Here is a 21,861-nt window from a genome sequence, read left to right on the forward strand (position 1 = left end):
GGTTGGTGACGATGGGTCAGAGAGGACGGGTACGTCAGCGGGGCGCGCGGCGGCGGTCGAGGAACAGGGCCGCGGCGCCCAGGGCGAGCAGGCCGCGCGAGGGCGACCAGGACCGCTGCCCGCCCATGGCGGCGGGCGTGTGCGGCTCGTGGAGCTGGAGCGCGAACTGGCGGTTGGAGGCGTCGGAGAGCAGCCCGCGCCACTGTTCGGGGGCGGACGCCGCGGCGGACAGCAGGTCCATCGTGTTGCGGGCGGCCTGGTCCAGGGAGAAGTACTCACGGATCAGGGCCAGGATGATCCCGCGCGCCTCCGCCTTGAAGACCTCCGCGAGGGCGAGTTCCGGCGCGAGGCAGCGCACCGAACCCTCCAGGTTCGCGAAGGACTTGCCCAGCAGGGAGATGGCGGGGGCCGAGCCGATGCCCCGCTTGGTCGCCTTCTCCAGGACGGTGGTCAGGGACACCCCGAAGTTCATGTCTTCGAGGGAGGCGGTGGCGACCTTGGGCACGAACGCCGCCATGTCGGAGGCGAACGCGGGCAGGTTCGACCAGGCGGTGACCCGGCCCATGTCCGCCCAGGCCCAGGCCAGGCCGTGGCCGTCGTTCTGCGCGAGAGCCATGAGGAGCGGCAGCAGTTGCAGACTCGTCCGCCGGTCGAGGCGGCCGACCATGCCCCAGTCGATGAGCGTGGCCGGACCGCCGGGCCGCGCGAAGACGTTGCCCGCGTGCGGGTCGGCGTGGAACATCCGGTCGACGAAGTACCCGCGGTACATGAAGCGCAGCAGGTCCTTGCCGATGTCCGCGCGCTCCCGGTCGCTGAACGAGCGGCGGTCGAGGTGGCGTACGGAGGCGCCCGGCGCCAGCGACTGGACCAGCACCTTGGGGGTGGCGTGGATGACCCGGGGCACCGCGAGCGTCGGATAGCGCCGGACGTTCTCGCGGGCCTCGTCCATGTTGCGGGCCTCGCCGGTGAAGTCCAGCTCGGGTTCCATCGCGTCGAAGATGGAGCCGAGCATCGCCTCGACGTCGATGACCTCGTTGAAACGGGGTGCGGTGCGGGCGATGATCCTGGACGCCCTGCGCATCAGGGCCATGTCCGCGTGGACGGTGTCCCGGATGCCCGGCCGCTGGATCTTCACCACGGCGGGCCGTCCGCCCGGCAGGGTCACCCGGTAGACCTGGGCCAGCGAGGCAGCCCCGAGCGGGCGGACCGTCTCGATGTCGTCGAAGCGGCGCTTCCAGTCCGTTCCCAACTCCTCCTGGAGTACGGGTTCGAAGAGCGAGAAGGGCTGCACATCGACCTGGTCGTGGAGGTTCTGCAGTTCGCTGATCATGGAGGCGGGCACCATGTCGGGCCGGGTGGAGAGGATCTGGCCGAGTTTGACGTAGAACGGGCCGAGGCTCTCCAGGGCGTGCCGCACCGCCTTCGCACGGCGTGCCCCGTCCACGGAAGCAGTCCCGTCCCCGGCGGAGGCCTCGGCTTCCGCCGGGGAGTGCGCGTCCTGCCGGGACCGCCGGCGCTCCCGCGTCACCTGGCCGACCTCGTCGGCGACGAGGCTTCCCAGCACCTTCACAACCAGCCGGAGCCGATTGCCGAGCATGGCACCCACGTGTCACAACCTCCTGTGCCTGACGAGTTCCGTCGGTCATCCGTGCGATCGCCCACGCACGTGGGTCATGCGGCGCGATCACTCACCGAGGTGAGGCGGTACGCGCCCGGCGGCGGCCGATGGGGCCCGGATCAGCGGCCGCTCAGCCGCTCTTCCTCGCCGCCGGGGCACGCCCGGCCACGGCACCGGCCACCCCCTGGACGCCCTCCAGCACGTTCACCAGGGAGGCGACGAGCTCGGAGAGCTGGGCGATCTGCCGGGGCAGGGCGGCCAGGCCTTCGGCCATGTCGGCGGCGCCCGAGACGGCCGAGGCCGCCCCGCCGGCGACCTGTCCGAGGGCGCCGAGCGGGTTCACACCGCCGCCCGCGAGGGCCGCGAGGGGATGGGGTGCCCCGCCTGCCAGTGCGGCCAGCGGGTTGGGGGCCGCGCCGGCGAGAGCGGCCAGCGGGTTGGCGGCGCCGATGCCGGCCGCGGCGTTGGCCGCGTTGGCGAGTGCTGCCACGGGGTTGGCCACGCCACCGAGGGCGGACAGCGCGCTGACCGTCCGCAGCACATCACCGGGAAGCCCGTTCAGCGCCTGATACGGATTTCCCGGGGTAAGCCAGTCCGTGGAGTGCCCATCATCGCCTTTCCGGTCGAGGATGTCGTCAAACGCTTTCTTGGTGCTGTCGGCGATATCGCCGATGAAATCCTTGATGGTGTCCTGGGTGTTATTCTTGCCCACGGTCACTACCCTTTCCATTTCATGTGCACTCCCGGAATTCGGGAGCCGTTTTCGTCCCCGCTCCCGGCCTGTGTCGAAAACGGGAAGAAGGCGGAAATCCGTTATGCCGCGACGCCGTCCAGGGCCTTGGCGCAGACCAGCCGCAGCCGGGCCCGCCCCCGCGTGAACGCGCCCTCCGCCGCCTTGACCGAGATCTGGTGCATGCGCGCGAATTCCAGCGTGGAGATCCCATGGGCGCGGGCGAGGACCACTTGCCGCTCCCGGCCGCGCAGCAGATGGACCTGACCGAGCAGCCAGCGACCGAAGTCCTGGTCGCACACTCCTTCGTCCGGCAGCTCGGGTCCGCCCACATCCGCCGCGCGCCGCAACAGCCGCCGTCTCCGCTCCAGCTCGCGATAGTGGTCGACACACAGGCGCAGAGCGACCGAGGTCAGAAAGGGACCGATCCGGTCCTGGTCGAGATCGCCGTGGGCGGCCGCTCTGAGCATGGCTTCCTGGACACAGTCCTCCGCGTCCTGAGCATTGGGCAGTCGGCGACGGACCAGCCTCATCAGCCGCTCCCGGTGACTGGCGATCACACCCCAGGAGAGCTCCCGCCGTACTTCTTCCTGGGATTCATGACTTGCTCGATCAATCGCTCGATCGACGATTTCGATCTCATCTAAGTGGTCTAGCAATTCCCTGTGATCCATGACCCCGAGATTGATTTCCTGGTGCGAAACGTAATATTCGCACGGTCTATCCCCCGCCCGTCGCGAAGGTTCTTTTCCGAGCGAACACACCAACAAACCAAGGGAAATATCTACCACTCATCCGCATGGAAAACGGAGGATCATGTTCCGGCGCTCTGTCCGTCGTGCTACACATTCCCTGCGGGCCCGTGCGGCGCCTCACGTCTGCGGAAACGTCTCGCCACGAGCGGGGCCACCCCATGAGGACGCCGCCATCACACCCGCATCAGCGCCGCACGTCCCGATCGCGCCAATCCTGGACCGCGGACGGGAGCCCGGTCCGGAGCCCGAGCCGGCACCAGGACACAGCAGAGCGGCGTGGGTCACCCGTGCGGGTGGCCCACGCCGCTGCTGATGCCGGGGAGGCGTCAGATGCTGTCGATCAGCTGGTCGTGACGGCGGTGTCGTCGACGACGAAGCTGGTCTGGAGCGAGGAGTCCTCGACACCGCTGAACTTCAGGGCGACGGTGGTACCGGCGAGCGAGGACAGGTCGAAGGTCTTCTGTACGTACCCCGTGGCGCTGTTGAGGTTGGAGTACGTCGCCAGCGTGGTCGTGCCCGCGGTGACCGTCAGCTTGTCGTACGCGGTGCTGGTGGTCGTCTCCGCCGTGTCGATGTGCAGGTAGAAGGTGAGGCTGGCCTTGCAGCCGGACGGGATCGTCACCGACTGGGAGAGCGTGTCGGTGTGCGTCGAGCCGTAGCCGTCCAGCCACGCCTTGTACGAACCGGCGTGCGCGGCCTGGCTGCTGGAGTTGGTGATCACGCCAGTGGTCGCGGTCCAGGTGGTGTTGCCCGACTCGAAGCCCGGGTTGCCGAGCAGCTGCGTCGAGGTGCAGGTGCCGCCGCCGCCGGAGGAGCTGACGGTCCAGGTGAAGGACGCCGTTCCGGTGGCTCCGGTGCTGTCCGTGACGGTGACCGTGCTGCTGTAGGTCCCGGCGGTGGTGGGCGTCCCGGTGATCGCGCCGGTGGAGCTGCTGATCGACAGGCCGGTGGGCAGCCCGGTCGCGGCGTAGGTCAGCGAGCCGGTGTTGGTGCTGCTGGCCGAGATCTGCAGACTCACCGCGGTGCCGACGGTGGAGGACTGGCTGCCCGGGTTGGTGACGGTCACCCCGCTCGACGGCGGCGTGACGTGGGCGCCGACGGCGATGCCCGCGAAGGCGTTCGCCACTCCCGCGTACTGGGTGGAGCTCGCGCCGTACAGCGCGGTGGCCGCGTTCAGGGCGGCGGTGCGGGCGGCCGCGTAGTTGGTGCTGGACGTCATGTACGTCGTCAGCGCCTTGTACCAGATCTGCAGGGCGGCGGCCCGTCCGATGCCCGCGACGGCGACGCCGTCGGAGGTGGTACTGGTGTAGGTGGTGCCGTTGATGACCTTGGTTCCGCTGCCCTCGGAGAGCAGGTAGAACATGTGGTTCGCCGGACCCGAGGAGTAGTGGACGTCCAGGTTGCCGACACCGGAGTACCAACTGTCCGCGGAGCCGCCGTCCTTGCTCGGCTTGTCCATGTACCGCAGCGGCGAGCCGTCGCCGTTGATGTCGATCTCCTCGCCGATGAGGTAGTCACCGACGTCGTTGCTGTTGTTGGCGTAGAACTCGACACCCGTGCCGAAGATGTCGGAGGTCGCCTCGTTCAGGCCACCGGACTCACCGGTGTAGTTCAGGCCCGCGGTGTTGGAGGTGACACCGTGGCTCATTTCGTGCCCTGCGACATCGAGCGAGGTGAGGGCGTGGGTGCTGCTGGTGCCGTCGCCGTAGGTCATGCAGAAGCAGCTGTCGTCCCAGAAGGCGTTGACGTACGCCGTGCTGTAGTGGACGCGCGAGTAGGCGGCGACGCCGTCGTTCTTGATACCGCTGCGGCCGAACGTGTTCTTGTAGAAGTCCCAGGTCGTCTGGGCGCCGTAGGCGGCATCCGCGCCGGCGGTCTGGGTGTTGGAACCGGCTCCGGTGCCCCACGTGTCGTCGGCGTCGGTCATCAGCGTGCCCGTGCCCGACGTGCCGTTGTTGAGGCTGTACGTCTTGTGGCCGCCGCGCGTGGTGTCGTACAGCTGGTACGTCGAACCGGACAGCGTGGTGTTCAGCGTGACCGTGCCGCTGTACTGGGTGTTGCCGGTACCGGTCTTGATGCCCTGGTAGCGGTAGAGCTCCGCGCCGCTGGTTGCGTCGGTGATGACGTGCAGCTGGCTCGGGGTGCCGTCGTCCTGGAAGCCGCCGATCACGGTCTCCCAGGCGAGCTTCGGGGTGCCGTTGCCGGCCCAGATCACCTTGCGGGCGCTGTCGGTGGTGGGCTTCTCGGCGGCGAGTGACTTGGCGGCCTTCAACGCTTTGTTCGCGGCGGCCGACTTGGTGAAGGTCGCGGCGGTGGAGGCGACCTTGATGGTGCGCTTGTTGTTGAAGGTGCTGCTCACCGTACCCGCGGCCAGCGAGGCCGGCGGGGTGTGCACGACCACGTCGCCGCCCAGCACCGGAAGGCCGGCGTAGGTGCGCTCGTAGCGGGTGTGGAGCGTGCCGTCCTGGTCCTTGACGACGTCCTTGACGACCAGCTTCTCCTGGGCCCCGAGGCCCAGGGTGTCGGCGGTCGCCGTGGTCTGCTGCGCCGCGCTCTTCAGCAACGCGGTGTGCTGGGCCGGGGTGAGCTTGGCCTCCAGGCCTCCCGTGCGCAGCGGACTGGGGTGGGGGGCGGCGGGTTTGGCGACCGCCGGAACCGTCTGTATGCCGACGGCCAGGAGCGCGGCGGTGGCCGCCAGTGCTCCGGCTGCGGCCGCCTGACGGGGGATTCGTCTCACTCGTACTCCTACTGCTGCGGCCGCGCGTCGACGGCCGGTGACAGCCCGGGCAGACGGGATGTGCTGCCCGGGACGAGCTGAGCAGTGCGGTGCGGGGCCCCTGGTCAGGCCGTGGGGGCCTGTACGGCAGGTGGAGGAAGAATGACAGCTTGACTGAGACATGTCATGGGCCTGGAGGGCAATCGAGGGTTATCCCTCTACGACGTTCACGTCCCACGGGCGAGCGGGGTTCACAGGGGACGCCAGAGAAACAGCCTTCACTCGAACGGCGGTACCGAGCGGGCGGGCTGACGACGGGAGGAGAGGGGAGGGAAGGATGCACACGGCCGCATCGGAGGATGCGTCATGACGGGGGCCAAGACGGTCGGCAACCCGGACGAGCGCCGCGCCTTCCCTCGCGACCGCCTCGAAGCCGTCCACTTCACCGGCCTCGGCCTCGCCGCGGGAACCTTCGAACCGAGGTGACGCCGGTCCGAGTCCGTGAAACCGCCGACGGGCACCGACCCTTGCCCGCGCCCGCCCGGACCCGCCCGGACCCGCCCGGACCCGACGGCCGAGTCGTCGGTGACGAACAGTGCGTGGTCCACGACTTCGTCGGAGGCCCGGCGACGGAGTACGCGAGGGCTCAGTGGGGATAAGCCCGTAGTACACGGCGAGCACCGGGCCGTACCCCCAGGGGCGACATCCTTCCCTGGGAGTACGACCGGACCACGCACCTGCCCCCAGGGGGAGGAGCGGATGCCTCCGTGAGCACGACGCGCCCGCGACGGGGGGCGTGGAAGCTGGTCGTACGACTCCGAGGAGGGCGCCATGAACCGCCAGATCCGTATCCGCCCCAGCCGCCGGCCCAGCACCGCACGCGAGGCCGAGATCGACCGGAGGACCCCGTCGGGCCGCCTCCTCCCCTACTGATCGGGCCGGCCCGCCCGCCGTTCGGCGACCTCACGGGCCGCCCGGAGAGGACGCAGCGGGACCGGCGGTTCCGAGGAACGCGTCGGCTCGCCCGTTCCGGGTGACGAGCCGCCGTTCCTGGAACCGCCGGGCGTACCCGTTGGGCGTCACGCACGTTGTAGATGAACACGCGGTGGACGAACACGCGCGGTGGGGAGAAGAGGATGACCGTCAGATGTCATGGCGAGCGGCGCGCGCGGATCCGGAGGGGTTGAAAGTATGATCACCCAATGTCTGACATGACCGAGACCACGCCGGGCTGGCTGAGTCCCGACGAACTCGAACTCGCGCGCGCACGCATGCCGATCCTGTACGTCGAGGCCGTGCCGGTACGCGTCGACGACAACGGCGAAGTCACCAGCATCGGACTGCTGCTGCGCATAGGGCCGGACGGAACGGTCAGCCGTACCCTCGTCTCCGGCCGGGTGCTGCACCACGAGCGGGTCCGCGACGCCCTTCTGCGGAACCTGGAGAAGGACCTCGGCCCGGTCGCACTCCCCCGCATCCCGACCTCCCTGCAGCCCTTCACCGTCGCCGAGTACTTCCCGACCCACGGGGTCACCCCGTTCCACGACCCTCGCCAGCACGCGGTGTCCCTCTGCTACATCGTCCCGGTGACCGGCGACTGCCGCCCCCGGCAGGACGCCCTCGACCTGGTCTGGTTCAGCCCCGAGGAGGCCTCCTCGCCCGCGGTCCTGGGCGAGATGCCGGGCGGCCACGGAGCCCTCCTCAAGCAGGCCCTGGCACATGTGGGCCGCCTGTCCTGACGGGATGGCCCAGCCCGGCGCCGAACCCTTCCGCAGCACGGGCCGCACCGCTGTCGGAGGCCTCGGCTAGAGTCTGCGCCGTCCCCGGGCAGACCCGCTGCCGTGGGGGTGGTTCTGCGCTGGGGGATGACGGGCACGATGCGGTTCGAACAGGTGGAACTGGCCGGGTACGAGATCCAGGAGGTCCTCGGCCAGGGCGGGTTCGCCACGGTGTATCGCGCCTACCAGCGGGCCGTGGGCCGCGAGGTGGCGCTCAAGGTGGACAGCAGGGTGCTGGTCTCGCCCCGTGACCGGCAGCGGTTCATGCGGGAGGTCACCGCGGCCGGGCAGTTGTCCGGGCACCCGCACGTGGTGTCCGTGTACGACGCCGGGGTGCTCGGCGACGACCGCCCGTACATGGTGCTGGAACTGTGCCCCGGGGGTTCGCTGGGCGATCGTCTGCACCGCCACGGACCGCTGCCCGTGAAGGAGGCGCGCGACATCGGCGTGGGTATAGCCGACGCGGTGGCCGCGGCGCACGCCGCCGGGGTACTGCACCGGGACATCAAACCCGGCAACATCATGATCAACCGGTACGGCGGCGTCGGCCTCGCCGACTTCGGGCTCGCGGCCATGCCCCGGCCGGGCCGGGAACTGTCGGTCACACGGGAGGCGTTGACCCCGGCGTACGCACCGCCCGAGGCCTTCCACATGGCCGAACCGGCCCCGACCGGCGACGTGTACTCACTCGCCGCCACGGTCTACGCCCTGCTCCTGGGCCGCCCGCCGCACTTCCCGGAGGACGGCACCCAGCTCAGTCTCGCCGAACTCATCGTGCGGCACACCTGGCCCTACCCCGACCTGCCCGGCGTACCGAGGGCACTCAACGAGGTGCTCGGACAGGCCCTGGCCACGGACCCCGCGCACCGGATGTCCGACGCCGGGATGCTGCGCGACGCGCTTGCCGCCGTGGACCTGGACGCCGTGGACCCGAGCGCCGTGAACGCGGCTCCCGCGAACACGGGCGCCGTCGGCCGGGGAGCCTTCGGCCCCGCACCCCGCATGGCCACCACCGCCCCGGCGCCCGGCACGACCACCACCGTTCCCGCGCACCGGGACGCCCCGCCGCCGCCCGAACCCGGTCCGCCGGGCGCGACCACCGTCGCCGGGCCGCAGGACCGGGAGAAGCGGAGCCGACGCCCCCGGCTGATCGCCGTACTCGCGGCGGTGGCGGTCTCGGTGAGCGTGTCGGTCACCGTGATCACCTACCAGAACCGGACGTCGGACACCTCCGAGTCCCCCTCGACCGCGTCCCGGTCCGCGGCCGTCCCGTCCGGCCGGAGCGACGCTTTCGGCGGCGTGCCGACCAGCACCCGGGACTGCCCCGCGGCGGCCGTCGAAGGAGCGGGCGGCCGGTGCGTCACGCCACCCGAGTGCTGGAGCGGCATCACCGACATCTCGGGAACCATCACCGTCAGCCGCGCGGACTGCCACATCGAGCATGTGTGGGAGACCTTCGCCATCGCCCCGCTGCCCAAGGACGGGATGACGAACAACGCCCGTGACCTGATCAGACATCCCACCGTGCGGGCGCTGTGTGCGCAGCAGGTGATGCTGAAGTCCCGGTCGGCCACCGGCCGGGCCGTCACCGACCAGTGGAAGGCCGACATCATTCCGCCGACCGCCCAGGAATGGGCCGACGGGCTACGGATCTTCCGCTGTGTCGCCGCGGCGGTCACCGAGGACGGTCAGATCACCGACAGCCACTTCGGTTAGGCGGGCCGCCGCCCGGGTCGCACGGGCGCGGACGCGACCCGGGCGGCGGCCCCGAAGAACCGTCGGCGTGCTAGACGGTCACCGGCTGGAGCTTGGCGCGGAAGTGCCGCAGGATCGGGGACTGTTCCACGATCCGGTAGCCGTGCACGGAGTCGGCGTTCTTGGCGATGCTTTCCAGGGTCCTGCCGACGTGGTCGTAGTGGCTGCGGGTGTAGACGCGGCGCGGCAGCGCCAGTCTGACCAGCTCGTACGGCGGGCTCTTCACCGGATTGCCGTCCTCGTCCTCCTCACCGAGGTAGAGCGAACCGAGCTCGGCCGACCGGATTCCGCCCTCCAGATAGAGCCGGCAGGCGAGGGCGTGGCCGGGGTACTGGTGGGGCGGTATGTGGGGCAGCAGCCGGCCGGCGTTGAGGTAGATGGCGTGCAGACCGGGCGGTTCGAGGATGTCCACGCCGGCGGCGCGGACCCGTTGGGCGAGATGGTCGGCGCTCTCCGCACGCTCCGCGAGGTAGGACGGTTCGGTCACCTCCTGCAGACCCTGGGCGATCATGTCGAGGTCGCGGCCGGCCAGGCCTCCGTAAGTCGGGAACCCCTCGGTGGCGATGAGGAGGAGTTCGCACTTCTGGGCGAGTTCCGGATCGTTCAGTCCGATGAAGCCGCCGATGTGGACGATGCCGTCCTTCTTGGCGCTCATCACACAGCCGTCGGACAGACGGAACGCTTCTTCCGCGACCTGACGCGGGGTGTGGTTCCGGTAGGCCGCCTCGTGACGGGTGACCAGCCAGGCGTTCTCGGCGAACCGGGCGGCGTCCAGGATCAGCGGGACACCGTGCTGACGGCAGAGTTCGGACGTCCGCCGCAGGTTCTCCATGGAGACGGGCTGGCCGCCGCCACCGTTGTTGGTGATGGTCATGACCACCGCGGCGACGCGCGAGCCGGTCGTCTCGCTGAGCCCCCGTTCCAGGGCCTCCAGGTCGATGTTCCCCTTGAAGGGCGCCCGGCTGTCCAGGTTCCGTGCCTCGGGGCAGGGCAGGTCACGGGCCACGCAGCCCACCAGCTCCACATTGGCCCGGGTGGTGTCGAAGTGCGTGTTCGACAGCACGGTGTCGCCGGGTTCGAGGAGGTTGGAGAACAGCAGTCGTTCCGCCGCGCGCCCCTGATGGGCCGGCAATATGTGTGCGTAGCCGGTCAGTTCCGTCACCGTGTCCCGGAAACGGTAGAAGGAGCGCGAGCCCGCGTAGGACTCGTCACCGGCCATGCCCACGGCGAGCTGCGCGGAGGACAGCGCGCCGGTGCCGGAGTCGCTCAGCAGATCGATGGTCACTTCTTCGGCACGCAGATCGAACAGGTTGTAGTGCACTCGTTCGAGTGCCGCTTTGCGCTGCTGGGGCGTCGTCAGCGGGATAGGTTCCACGACCTTGATCCGGTACGGCTCCATCCTGGTTTCTGCGCCTGCCTTTCCGTTTCCTACCGAGTGAAGGGATTCGCGGGGCTCGGTACGCACCGAGCGGTGGGGGAAGAAAGTCTGACGATGCGGCTGGGCGGCCAACGGCGGCCGTACCTCGTACGCCTCCGAGGAGATGTACGCGGTCACCCGGGGCGGCCGGCCCTCCTCGTGGACCAGCGCCAGGTAGGCGATGAGCCCCACGCCGTCGTGCAGCAGTCGCGAGGTGACGGTGGCCAGCGACCGGTCGAGCGCGGCGGTGTCCATGCCATGTCGGCGAAGCACGGCCACCGCGCGCGCATAGGCCTCCCCGTCGTGCCGGACGTAGTCCCTGACCGGTACGTGGAGGGTGAAGCCGCTCGGAAGACCGGTCACAGACTCGGTGAAGGAGTGGCACGAGAGCACGGGGCGCCCTTCGAGCCGTATGCCTTCCCCTGCCTCCGGCCGTACGCCTTCCGCCGCCTCGGGGTGTTGCGCCGCACCCCCGAGACCGGCCGCGACGCGCAGGAACTCTCGTACGGTCTCGGGCCGCGGGCCGGGGGCCGTGCGGGACAGGTTGCCGGCGTCGGCTGCCAACAGGTTCCGATGGGTGACGTAGACCTTGACCCGAGGTGTGTCCCAGTCACCGAGATCGAGGGCCAGGAACGGATAGCCGTCGGCCCGGGGCAGGGCGTCGAACGCCTGCCGGTGGCCGAGCCTGTCCAGTGCCTCGCGCACCGTCTCGGCGGCCCGGTCCGCCCCGGACGCCGCGGGGTTCAGGTAGATCTTGACCTTGGGGACTCCGCCGGGACGCAGCTCCAGGGCCAGCCACAGTGCCAGCGGGCCCTCGGGGGCGGACGGGAAGAACAGGTCTTCCAGCCGGTCGAGTTGGCCGGTGGCGAAGCCCCAGCGCTCGGCCATGGCGCGGACCGTGCGCAGTCCGGTGCGTCCGTTCTCGGCGAACCCTTGGGCCCCGTAGCCCGGTTCCAACAGCACGCGCAGGGTCGGGGGCGCGTCCGGCAGGAAGGCGAGGGAGTACTCCACCGGCGTGTGGTCGTCGGACAGGAAGCTCGGGTACAGCGGCGGTTGGTCCAGCGGACGCTCCGCGACCGGTCCCAGACTGTCCGTCAGGACACGCGCGTAGATCTCGGCGTCGGACCGTTCCAGCCCCACGACTTCGCACAGTCGAAGTAACTGGTCGGCCACGTACCCGCCGAGTGGTTGAGTTCCCGAGATCTTTCCACCGCTGACACGGGAGGTGATCACGGGCCCTCCCGACGGGTGGGCACGGATGGGGCGGGTGGGATGGGTGAGGAGGATGGGAGCGGCGGGAGGGCAAAAAGATACCCGCCTGTGCGGGCGGGTATCTCACCATCCGGCCGATGCGGGTCGATGGGTATGGCGCGGAGGTCGGAGGCCTCCGGGGAGGTTCGTCGTCGGGGGTGGGGGGTAGCTGCGGAGTGCTGTGCTGAAGTGGCGTCGATGGCCGAGGGCTCCACGACACCTCCTTTAACTTGTGAACAACACGGTTGCCGCGCTCTTCACTACCCCTTCGGTTGAAGTTTGATGCAGTGCAAGAATGTTGGTCGATGTTGCGTAGCTCACGCCTTCCACCAAGTCAGGAACGAACTCCACAGCCCGCCCCGCTCCTGCCTGCCCTGCGCACCCCCTTGATCGCTGCGCACGGAGGTCTCCGTCCGGTGCTGCTGTTCCGGCTGACGTGCGGCCCGAGCCGGGGTGAAGCGGGCGGGAAGCACGGCCAGCGCCCGGTTGAAGGGGCCGGGACGCCAGGTCAGACTGTCCTCGGGCACGGCCAGTTCGACATCGGGCAGCTGGTTGAAGAGGTTCTCGATGGCTGCCACGGTGATGAGCCGGGCGGGATCCTTTGCCGGGCAGGCATGCGGTCCCGCGCTCCACGCCAGGTGGGAACGGTTGCTGGAGGCATGGCGGGAGGCCGCCAGCGCCGGGTCGGTGTTCGCGGCCGCGAAGCTGACCAGCACGAGGTCACCCGCCGCCAGCTTCTGCCCACCGAACTCCATGTCGGCCGTCGGGTAGTGCGGCGCGTAGTTCGCCATGGGCGGGTTCTTCCACAGCGTGGTGTCGATGGCCTCTTCGATCAACCCGCCCGCCGCGTAACGGTCGTTGGTCAGCAGCAGGTGCAGGGTGTTGGAGATGAGGTTGCGCAACGGCTCCGCGCCCGCACCCAGCAGCAGCACCAGCTGATGGACCATCTCCTCATTGGTCAGGCGCGCCTCATGCTGCATCAGCCAGGAGGTGACGTCGTCGCCGGGCCGGGACCGCTTGAGGGCCACCAGCTCGCCCACCGCCTGGCCCAGCACCTCATTCGCCTTTTCGGCGTTCACGCCGTCGAAGATGCCGGATATACCGAAAAGGACCCGGTCGCCGATCTCCGCGGGGCAGCCGAAGAGTTCATTGAACACGAAGAGCGGCAGCAGCTTCGCGTAGTCGTTGAGCAGATCGGCCGAGCCGCGCGCACTGAACTGTGCGATGAGGTAATTGGAGACCCGCTCGGCGCTCTGGCTCAGCCAGTGCGAGTCGACCCGTGCGAAACTGTCCGTGATCGCCTGCCGAAGCCGCATGTGCTCGGCCCCGTCACTGAACATGGCATTGGGCCGGTATGCCAGAAGCGGAAGCACCGGACTGTCCGGGCTGATCGCGCCTTCGTTGAAATCCCGCCAGCGCCGCGAGTCCTTCCGGAAGGCACCGGCGTTCTGCAGCATCTGGAGCGCCGCGGAGTAATCCGTGACCAGAGTCGCCTCGACACCGGGGGCGAGTTCGACCGGCGCGGTCGGCCCGTAGTGACGCATGTACTCGTAAAAGGCCTGCGGATCGGCCGCGAATTCCGGCCCGTGCAGCGGCACCGGCTCACCCGTGGCATGGGCCGGGCAGCCGGGTGGCGGCACGGGGACGGTGGAATCAGTGTTCATGCTTGCTCCTAGCGGGCACGGTCCTGCAAATAGTGAACGAGGGTGATCAGGGCACTGGCTGATGAATTCTCGTCACGGGCGTCGCAGGTGACGACAGGAGTGTCGGGGAGCAGATCCAGCGCCTCACGCAGTGCTTCTTCACCACGAAGCGGCGTTCCGTCGAAGTGGTTGACGGCAATGGCGTACGCGAGTCCGTACTGCTCGATCAGGTCGATGACGGCGAAGGAATCCGCCAGCCGCTCTGGATCGACCAGCACCAGCGCCCCGAGAGCGCCGCGTGCCATGTCCTCCCACATCTGTACGAACCGCTGCTGGCCCGGCGTGCCGAACAGATACAGCACGACGTGATCACTGATCGTCAGGCGCCCGAAGTCCATGGCGACCGTGGTGGTGGTCTTGCCGCGGACGCCCTTGAGGTCGTCGATCTCCTCGCCGGCCTGCGTCATCGTCTCCTCCGTGGACAGCGGAGGAATCTCGGACATCGTCCCGACGAAGGTGGTCTTGCCCACCGCGAAGTGCCCGACGATCAGGATCTTCACGGCGGTCTGTGCCGCTCCACCGCGTACGTAGGCCTTCTCATCCAAAACGGGCCCGGAGACCATCCAGCACCTCCTGAAGAATCTGCTCGTCGACCAGGCGGGCGCGCGCCACCGGCGCACGCGTGATGAGGTAACCGCCTTCGGCGAGGGCGTTGAGAAGGATCTTCACCACGCCCATGGGCAGGCGCATGTGCCCCGCGATCTCGGCAACCGAGAGGTAACCGCCGGAGCACATCTCCAGCAGGCTCTGCTCCTCGGGCGAGAGCCGGGTCCGCCGCTGAGGGTGGTCGGCGGCCGCCGTGACCAGCGTGATCAGGGAGAACTGGTCCCCGTCGGGGAGATCCCTGCCGTTGGTGATGACGTACGGCCGCACTAACTCCGCGGCCTCGGGCTCCTGGCTGTCGGAATCGGTCACTGGCGTGCGCCGATGTTCTCGCGCGGCGGAGTCGTCAGCGCCTTGCCCAGCTGGCCGACGAGCTGCTGCATCCGGAAGGTGATGTCCGCCATGTCGATGTCGGTGGAGGCCGAGACCGCGAGGTAGGCACCGTCACCGGCCGAGATCAGGAAGACCCAGCCGCCGTCGAACTCAACGAGCGTCTGCCGCCACTTCAGATCGGACCCGTCGCAGAAGAACCCGATCGAGCGGCTCAATGACTGCACACCGCTCATCGCGGCGGCGACGGTGTCCGCATGGTCCCTGCCGACCCCCTTCGAGGAGGCCATCAAGAGCCCGTCGGCGGAGACCAGGACCGCGTGCAGAGCCCCGGGAATCTCCAGGACGCCGTCAAGCATCCATGACAGATCGTTGTTCACGAAACCTCATGCCCTTCGCTGCTTGCATCATGTGCGTTGCTCGTCCGGCCCGCGGGCTCCGAGTGCACGGCTCGACCGGACTGCGTGCCACGCTGGAAGGCACCCATGATCGAGGCGGTCTCCTCTTCGGAGCGGATCGGGGTGCCCGCGGTCATCGGACTGCCCGCGGTGTCGGAACTCTGGGGCACGATGGCCATGGCCCGCCTGCGGCGACGCTTCGGAAGACCGTCGGCGGTCGTGGACGCGGCCACGGCGGGTTCGGGACCACTCGGGTTCAGCGAGGGAACAGTGCTCACGGTCTGTGCTCGCTCCTTTGGTTCGGGCATGCTCGTGAGCAGCTCGTCCGGCAGCAGGACCACCGCTCGCACACCCCCGTAGGGGGAGGTCGAGTCGACGGACACCGTGAAGCCGTAACGCTCGCAGAGCACACCGATCACCGCGAAGCCGAACTGCGGAGGATTGCCGAGCCCGGAGACGCCCGAGGCCCGCTCACTCGAAAGAAGTTTCGCCGCTCGGGCTTTCTCCTCCTCGTTCATGCCGACACCGGCATCGTCGACGACGATGCAGATGCCCTTGGGCACGGCACGGACATTGATCTCGACACTGGTTTCCGGCGCCGAATAGCTGGTGGCGTTGTCGAGCAGCTCGGCAAGAGCCAGTGCCACCGGCTCGACCACCCGGCTGGTGACCGCGAAATCGACCTGCGAAAGAATGTCCACCCGCTGGAAGTGCCGGATCCTGCCCTGCGCGCTGCGGACCACGTCGTAGACCGACGCGATGTCACGCTGCCGCCCGAGCCAGCCTTCGCAGAGCACCGCGATGGACTGGGCGCGCCGTCCGAACTGCGAGTTCATGTGGTCGATTTCCAGGAGATCCTGGAGAATCACCGACTCACCGTACTTGCTCTGCAGTTTCGAAATGGCCAGCTGCTGCTCGCCGGCGAGACCCTGAAGGGTTCGCATCGCCGATTTGAGCGCGGTTCTCGTTGCTTCTTCTGCTTGCTCCTGAGCCTTCTTCACTGAGGCCGAGTATTGATTCTCAAGCTCGGCGTAGTGATCTCTGAGCCCTTGATTCTCCCGCTTTAAACTCCGCACCGCCCGCTGTCCACGAATAATGGCGGTAGCTGCAAGCGGAGTTCCAGCGATAAGAGCCCAGAGAGCCGGGTCCTGCATGTATTGCGTCATAAGACTCTCTTCAAGCGACTGACAGCCAGCTACTAAAATTCCCATCAGTGCGGCGGGCTGACAGCCCACTGCGCAGGGTTTACCGTCCGGGCCGTACCGTTGGCCAGAAAAGTCGTTTTGTGCCCATAGCCCGCTCGGCAAGTGCGGCGATCGTATCATCGCGCCAACTCATGACGGACCGTCAATATGGGGAGCAGTTGCGGACATTGACGGTCAGTCAGCTCCTGTGAGGGGTATCCGAAAAGGCGGCTCTGCGGCTTTCGTCAAGCGGTGCCCGGAGTGGACCCGGAGCGGGCCCGGAATACACATCGGGGAGAGAGCTCCCGCCGAACGGTCACGGGCGAACGGTCACGGGCGAACGGTCACGGGCGAACGGGCGCCGTACGCCCAACCACCCGGCGGCGCCTGCCCAGTCGGCCTTGCCCGCCTCACCCGTCCCGCCTTGCCCGTGCGACCCGGGCCGCCTTGCCCGTCCCGCCCTGCCGGCGTTGCCCGCCCTGGCCGCCCTGCCCTGTCTGCCTTGCCTGCCCTGCCCTGTGTACGCCGGCGCCGCCGATGTCGTAGGCAGCGTGGGGCGCCGGCGTGCGCGGGCCTCGCGTTCAGTGCAGGTGGGCCCGCGCGGGGTTGTCGTCGAGGAAGCCGCCCGACTGGTGCTGCCACAGCTTCGCGTAGGCGCCCTCCGACGCGAGCAGTTCCTGATGCGTGCCCTGCTCGATGATCCGTCCGCGGTCGAGGACGACGAGCCGGTCCATGGTCGCGACCGTGCTCAGCCGGTGCGCCACGACGAGCGCCGTCCGCCCCTCCATCAGGCGCCACAGCGCCTCCTGGACGAGGATCTCGCTCTCGGAGTCCAGCGCGCTGGTCGCCTCGTCGAGCAGCAGGATCGGCGCGTCGCGCAGGATCGCCCTGGCGAGGGCGACCCGCTGGCGCTGTCCGCCGGACAGCTTGACTCCGCGCTCGCCCACCATGGTGTCGAAGCCGTCCGGCAGGGCGTCGGCGAACTCCGTGACGTGCGCCGCCTCCGCCGCGCGGCGGATCTCGGCGTCGGTGGCGTCGGGCCGGGCGAACGCGATGTTGTCCCGCAGCGTGCGGTGGAACATCGCCGGGTCCTGCGGCACATAGGCGATCAGGCTGCGCAGATCGGCCTGGCGCAGCATGCTGATGTCCTGACCCCCGATCAGGATCCGGCCGGCGTCGATGTCCGTCATCCGCAGCAGCAGCCGACTGAGTGTGGTCTTGCCCCCGCCGGACCGGCCGACGAGCCCGATCTTCGCCCCGCTGGGCACAGCCAGGTCGAGGCCCTCGAAGAGCGGCTCCGCGCCCGCGTGGGCGAAGGTCACCTGGTCGAAGCGGACGTCGGCGGCCCCGGGCAAGAGCGGTTCCGGCGACACCGGGTCGAGCACGGTCGGCGGCGCCAGCAGCAGTTCGGTGAACTGTGCGGCCTCCGTCATCGAGCTCTCCATGCGGCGGTAGATCTGGTTGAACTCGAACATGATCCGCGTCGCGTTGCTGTAGTACGTGAAGGCCACCACGACCGCCTCGACGCCATGGCTGCCCCCGCCGAGCGCGACCGCGAGCAGCAGGCCCAGCCCGTTGGTCAGCACGGACATCGGCGCGACGAGGGTGTCGATGCGCAGGTTGCCGTAGTCCCACGACCGCAGCATGAGCCGTCGCGACACCGCGACGCGGGACCGGTGCTCGGCGGCCTCGCGTTCCTCGGCGGCGAATGCCCGCACCGTGTCCATGTTCATCAGGCTGTCGGCGACATGGCCCGACACCCGGGCGATCGCCTCCTCGCGCTGATCGACGAGCGCCTGGCGGCGACGGATGAGGGGCATCACGCACAGCGCCGTCAGCGCGATCATCGCCAAGAGCCCGACGACGAGCAGCGGTTCGTAGCGCCACAGCACCACCGACCCGAACACCAAGGGTACGAAGCTGCCCACGACCTGGAACGTCAGCGTGTCGACGAACTCCTCGAAGCGGGAGGCGAAGCTCAGGACCCGTTTGGTCAGCGAACCGGCGAAGTTGTCGTGGAAGAACGCGGCGTCCTTGGCGAACAGCTCGTCCATACCGATCACGTACAGGTCCTCGATGCCGTGCGCGTCAAGGCGGTTCAGGCAGTGCAGGCCGAAGCGCCACAACACCTCCGCGAGCAGCAGCACGCCGGCGAAGCCCAGGACGTACGGCATCGTCGAGCCGACGGTGATGCCGTCGTCCTCGGCGATGCGGCCGACGAGCTTCGCGACGATGAGCGGCGCGATGTAGTTGATGCCGATGTTGCCCAGCGCCGGCAACAGCATCGCGGGCGCCGCCAGCCGCCGGAGCCGGGCCAACTCCCGTCCGTAATAACGAAGTGCGAGGAGCACCGAGCCCCTGCCCGGCGAGACCTCGCGCGATTCAGGCGATCCCATTCCAACCCTGTTGTGTCGTACGGCAGTTCGCCATGTCCTGCTCCGGGGAGCTACCGTTGCCTCATTGACCGTGCGGAGCTTCGGTTCGAGTGAGTGCCCCCTCGGGTCGTTCTCCGACAGCCCTGGCATGACGACGGGGCCCCGCGCAGCTCACGGCGACACCAACGTGCGAGTACGGGCAGGCCAGGAATCGCAGTGTCCCGCGACGGCGCCCGCGGAGTCCAAGCGTTTTCCTGGGCCGGCGGCCTGCCGTACAGGTGTGCGCTTCGACCGGGCGTCCGGCCTTCCGGGCCTCGGCGTTTCGGCCGTCGCCGAAGTGCCACCGCCGATATGTCCGCCCCGCGCAGGCGGACGATGACGCCGCTGCCGCTCCCGGCGGCCCGGCGCCCGGCGGGTGTGCGGCGAGGGCTCCGAGGGTGGCCTCGTCGTCGGCCTCGTCGGGTACGGCGTGGGCCGGACGGCGGGCAGCTTCCGAACTCGTCCGCCTTCCTCACTTCCTCACTTCCTCACTTCCTCACTTCCTCACTTCCTCACTTCCTCACTTCCTCACTTCCTCACTTCCCAGGATCGGCGCGCCCGTGCGGCAGGTACGGCGCCGCGCCCCATGCGTCCGCGTCTTCGCCCTCACTCTTGAGCCGACGGAAGAACTGTCGGGCCCGAGCCCGCTCCCGGGCCCGCCCTCGTTGCTCTCGCAAAGCCGCCGGGGTGGGCGTCATGGCCGGAGCGATGCGACGGACCTGTCGCTCGGCCCGCCCACCTCCGTCTGAGCATCGGTGCGTACGACCGTCCGGCTCCGGTCCGAATTCCTCGACGCGGGTGTCGCACATCAGCGCTGGGACGAATGCGCTGGTCGTAGCGTCGGCGGGAGCCGCAGCCCGGCACTTCTCAGCGCCCGAACCCCTTTTTCTGCGCACCCCATTGTTTGTACCGACCGTTAGGTCTATTTTACCGGTCAGCCGCACCGGCGCCGCAAACGGGAGGCACGTATGCCGACGTCTGTGATCGCCACGCACTGCCTCCAGGCCCCGCTCTTCCCGGACCGACGGGCGCTCAAGCCGACGTGATGACCAGCAGCAGCCGGTCCCGCGCCGGACGTCCCCCCACGCCGCATGAACCAGAGCCACCCCCGGACCACCGCTCACCCATGGAAGGCCGCCCATGTCCCAGACAGACACCCCTCCCCCGCCGACCCGCGAGAGCTCCCGCTCCACCACAGGCAACGTGCTCGTCGTCGTCGCGCTCGTGTGGACCGTCCAACTGGTCGCGCTCGTCGCCGCGTTGTCCGGCATCGCGCAGGCCGATGTCGCGATTCACTTCCGGACCACCGATATCGCCTGGTTCACCCTGATGACCCTGCTGACCGGGACCTTCTTTCTGCCTTTCGCGGTCAAGGCCGCGGCTCTCTTCGGCAAGAAGCGCGTCCTGCTCGTCGCCACCGGTCTCGGCTTCGTCGGCGACCTGGTCGCCGCCTTCGCCACCGACTACCGCACCCTGCTGATCGGGCGCGGCATCGCGGGCGTCTACGCGGCCACCGCCCCGATCGCCTACGCGATCACCCGCGACGTGTTCCCCCGCCGCTGGGTAGGACTCGCCAGCGGGGTCCTCGCCGGCGGAGTCGGCCTCGTCGCCTTCGGCGGGCCGTTCCTGTCCGGCTGGCTGCTGGACAGCTACGGATTCCGCGGCGTGCTGTGGTTCATGGCCATCAGCACCGCCGTGAGCTTCGTGCTGGTGGCCGCCTTCGTGCCCGAGAGCCCGGTCCGCGAGGCGGGCGGTCGGATGGACTGGATCGGCGGACTCCTTCTCGGCGGTGGGATCACGGCGATCGTCTACGCCGTCGGCGAGGGATCGCACTGGGGCTGGGGCAGCGGCAAGTTCGCCGCCTACGTCGCCGGGGCGCTGATCACGCTGGTCGCCTTCGTAGTCGTCGAGCGCCGGGTCGCCGAACCACTGTTCCCGTCGGCCATGACACGGCGTCGTCCGGTGTGGACCGTCCTGCTGGCCACGTCCGTGGCGGCCGGCTCACTGAGCGCCGTGGGCGTGGTGATGCAGATGCTGGTGCTGATGCCCAGGATCCCCACCATCTCCGAGGGCCTGGGCTGGTCCGGGACCCGGAACGCCGTGGTCACCAGCCCGATCAGCGTCATGATCATCGTTGCGGCCGTCGGCACCGGTCTGCTCGTCCGCCGGGTGGACGCGCGGATCCTCCTGGGCACCGGCTCGGCGCTCACGGTCCTCGGCTACGGCATCGGGACCCATCTGCACCACAGCGCCGCACAGATCGTGGAGATGGGTCTGATCGCGGGGCTGGGCACGGGCATGGTCGTCGCCGTCGTACCCATCATGATCATCGAAGTCGTCACACCCGAGCAACAGGCGCTGGCCAACGGTGTCCAGACCCTCGGTCAGGGCGTCGCACAAATAGTCGTTTCCCAGCTGGCCTTCGTCGTGATGGCGCAGCACGGCAAGATCCTCAAGGGCACCCAGTTCTACCTCGACACCGGCTTCACCAACGGGCTCTGGCTGGTCGTCGGATGCTGTGCCCTGGGCGCGATGCTCGTTCTCCTGATCCCCAGGAGCAAGCGCCTCGACGAGGCCGAGGTCGGTCAGGCGGCCTGACCCCGCGCCCCCCGGCGTTCACCACACGGCACCGGTTCCGACCGCTCCCCGTCGCCCGCTCCGTCGGCCACGGGCACGAAGCGGCGGGCCGGTCCCGTGTGCCGCGGGGGCTCACCGCACGACGCTCGGGTCCGAGTCGCAGACCGCGTACCGCAGGGCGCGTCCGGTGAAACCGTAAGCGCGCAGCCCGTGCAGGCGGGTTCCAGGGCAAGCAGACGAGGTGCGTGCCGTCCCGCGAGGTGATCCCACAACCTCCGACGAGGGCGAAGCAGCCATCGACGATGGCCTCGGGGGGGCGAGATCCGACAGTGCCGACCCCACACCTTTCGGTTGCCCCGTGGTCCCGGGCGTGTAGCCCATGAGCCCGCCGGCCCAGCAGTCCGGTGGCGGACTCGCCGCCGTCACCTGTCGTACAAACCAAACCAGCGGGCCTGCCGATGTCGGCAAACCCGCTGGTGAAAACTGTCGGGACGACAGGATTTGAACCTGCGACCCCTTGACCCCCAGGAGTGGGAGCCAAGGGCATTTTCTGGATATAGCAGGCTTAATGAGGACGCACGATATGTGCAGCGGGCTCCTTCGTGCACGGTCGCGCACACCGTGTGGTCCCC

Annotated in this window: 14 protein-coding genes; 3 read left to right on the forward strand and 11 right to left on the reverse strand. The window is 69.0% G+C overall.

Features of this window, described 5'->3' with window-relative positions:
- Positions 1–34: 34 nt before the first annotated feature.
- From RV986_RS07280 to RV986_RS07295, 4 genes are all read right to left on the reverse strand, one after another.
- On the reverse strand, positions 35–1,597 hold the full coding sequence (locus RV986_RS07280; RefSeq protein WP_475924202.1) for an ABC1 kinase family protein: 1,563 nt from the start codon (positions 1,595–1,597) through the stop codon (positions 35–37).
- A gap of 151 nt (positions 1,598–1,748) precedes the next feature.
- The gene (locus RV986_RS07285) at positions 1,749–2,336 is read right to left on the reverse strand and encodes a hypothetical protein (protein WP_475916605.1); all 588 of its coding nucleotides are present in this window, start codon (positions 2,334–2,336) and stop codon (positions 1,749–1,751) included.
- 95 nt (positions 2,337–2,431) lie between these two features.
- A complete protein-coding gene (locus tag RV986_RS07290; protein WP_475916606.1) occupies positions 2,432–3,022 on the reverse strand; it encodes an RNA polymerase sigma factor in 591 nt (196 codons plus the stop codon).
- Positions 3,023–3,443: 421 nt separating this feature from the next.
- Positions 3,444–5,840, reverse strand: coding sequence for a M4 family metallopeptidase (locus RV986_RS07295; protein WP_475916607.1), 2,397 nt, complete (start codon positions 5,838–5,840; stop codon positions 3,444–3,446).
- A 1,190-nt stretch (positions 5,841–7,030) separates the two neighbouring features.
- On the opposite strand from RV986_RS07295, the gene RV986_RS07300 reads away from it, so the two are divergent.
- Both RV986_RS07300 and RV986_RS07305 read left to right on the forward strand, forming a co-directional pair.
- The gene (locus tag RV986_RS07300) at positions 7,031–7,558 is read left to right on the forward strand and encodes an NUDIX hydrolase family protein (RefSeq protein WP_475924203.1); all 528 of its coding nucleotides are present in this window, start codon (positions 7,031–7,033) and stop codon (positions 7,556–7,558) included.
- 102 nt (positions 7,559–7,660) lie between these two features.
- Positions 7,661–9,313 carry a serine/threonine-protein kinase gene (locus tag RV986_RS07305; protein WP_475916608.1) on the forward strand — a complete coding sequence of 551 codons (1,653 nt, stop codon included), beginning with the start codon at positions 7,661–7,663 and terminating at the stop codon, positions 9,311–9,313.
- A gap of 70 nt (positions 9,314–9,383) precedes the next feature.
- On the opposite strand, the gene RV986_RS07310 is transcribed toward RV986_RS07305, so the two are convergent.
- From RV986_RS07310 to RV986_RS07340, 7 genes are all read right to left on the reverse strand, one after another.
- Positions 9,384–11,999 carry a tryptophanase gene (locus tag RV986_RS07310; protein ID WP_475924204.1) on the reverse strand — a complete coding sequence of 872 codons (2,616 nt, stop codon included), beginning with the start codon at positions 11,997–11,999 and terminating at the stop codon, positions 9,384–9,386.
- 338 nt (positions 12,000–12,337) lie between these two features.
- The gene (locus RV986_RS07315) at positions 12,338–13,684 is read right to left on the reverse strand and encodes a cytochrome P450 (protein WP_475916609.1); all 1,347 of its coding nucleotides are present in this window, start codon (positions 13,682–13,684) and stop codon (positions 12,338–12,340) included.
- Positions 13,685–13,692: 8 nt separating this feature from the next.
- Positions 13,693–14,286 (reverse strand): GTP-binding protein, encoded by a 594-nt coding sequence (locus RV986_RS07320; RefSeq protein ID WP_095851307.1) that lies wholly within the window; start codon positions 14,284–14,286, stop codon positions 13,693–13,695.
- Positions 14,261–14,638, reverse strand: coding sequence for a DUF742 domain-containing protein (locus RV986_RS07325; protein WP_475916610.1), 378 nt, complete (start codon positions 14,636–14,638; stop codon positions 14,261–14,263). The genes RV986_RS07320 and RV986_RS07325 overlap by 26 nt, the downstream gene beginning before the upstream one ends.
- Complete coding sequence (locus RV986_RS07330; RefSeq protein WP_475916611.1) at positions 14,635–15,036, reverse strand: roadblock/LC7 domain-containing protein; 402 nt, start codon at positions 15,034–15,036, stop codon at positions 14,635–14,637. Before RV986_RS07330 ends, RV986_RS07325 begins: the two co-directional genes overlap by 4 nt.
- A complete protein-coding gene (locus RV986_RS07335) occupies positions 15,033–16,220 on the reverse strand; it encodes an ATP-binding protein (protein ID WP_475916612.1) in 1,188 nt (395 codons plus the stop codon). Before RV986_RS07335 ends, RV986_RS07330 begins: the two co-directional genes overlap by 4 nt.
- Positions 16,221–16,819: 599 nt before the next feature.
- Entirely contained in the window at positions 16,820–18,634 is a 1,815-nt protein-coding gene (locus RV986_RS07340) for an ABC transporter ATP-binding protein (protein ID WP_475916613.1), read from the reverse strand.
- Positions 18,635–19,792: 1,158 nt separating this feature from the next.
- Here RV986_RS07340 and RV986_RS07345 point away from each other — a divergent pair.
- On the forward strand, positions 19,793–21,250 hold the full coding sequence (locus tag RV986_RS07345) for an MFS transporter (RefSeq protein WP_475916614.1): 1,458 nt from the start codon (positions 19,793–19,795) through the stop codon (positions 21,248–21,250).
- Positions 21,251–21,861: the final 611 nt, after the last annotated feature.

Source organism: Streptomyces sp. RLA012 (assembly GCF_056270325.1).

Coding starts and splice junctions, on each gene's coding strand:
- RV986_RS07335 (WP_475916612.1), bottom strand. CDS start 16,220: ATGACGCAATACATGCAGGACCCGGCTCTCTGGGCTCTTATCGCTGGA.
- RV986_RS07340 (WP_475916613.1), bottom strand. CDS start 18,634: ATGGGATCGCCTGAATCGCGCGAGGTCTCGCCGGGCAGGGGCTCGGTG.
- RV986_RS07290 (WP_475916606.1), bottom strand. CDS start 3,022: ATGGATCACAGGGAATTGCTAGACCACTTAGATGAGATCGAAATCGTC.
- RV986_RS07345 (WP_475916614.1), top strand. CDS start 19,793: ATGTCCCAGACAGACACCCCTCCCCCGCCGACCCGCGAGAGCTCCCGC.
- RV986_RS07320 (WP_095851307.1), bottom strand. CDS start 14,286: ATGGTCTCCGGGCCCGTTTTGGATGAGAAGGCCTACGTACGCGGTGGA.
- RV986_RS07280 (WP_475924202.1), bottom strand. CDS start 1,597: ATGCTCGGCAATCGGCTCCGGCTGGTTGTGAAGGTGCTGGGAAGCCTC.
- RV986_RS07300 (WP_475924203.1), top strand. CDS start 7,031: ATGACCGAGACCACGCCGGGCTGGCTGAGTCCCGACGAACTCGAACTC.
- RV986_RS07315 (WP_475916609.1), bottom strand. CDS start 13,684: ATGAACACTGATTCCACCGTCCCCGTGCCGCCACCCGGCTGCCCGGCC.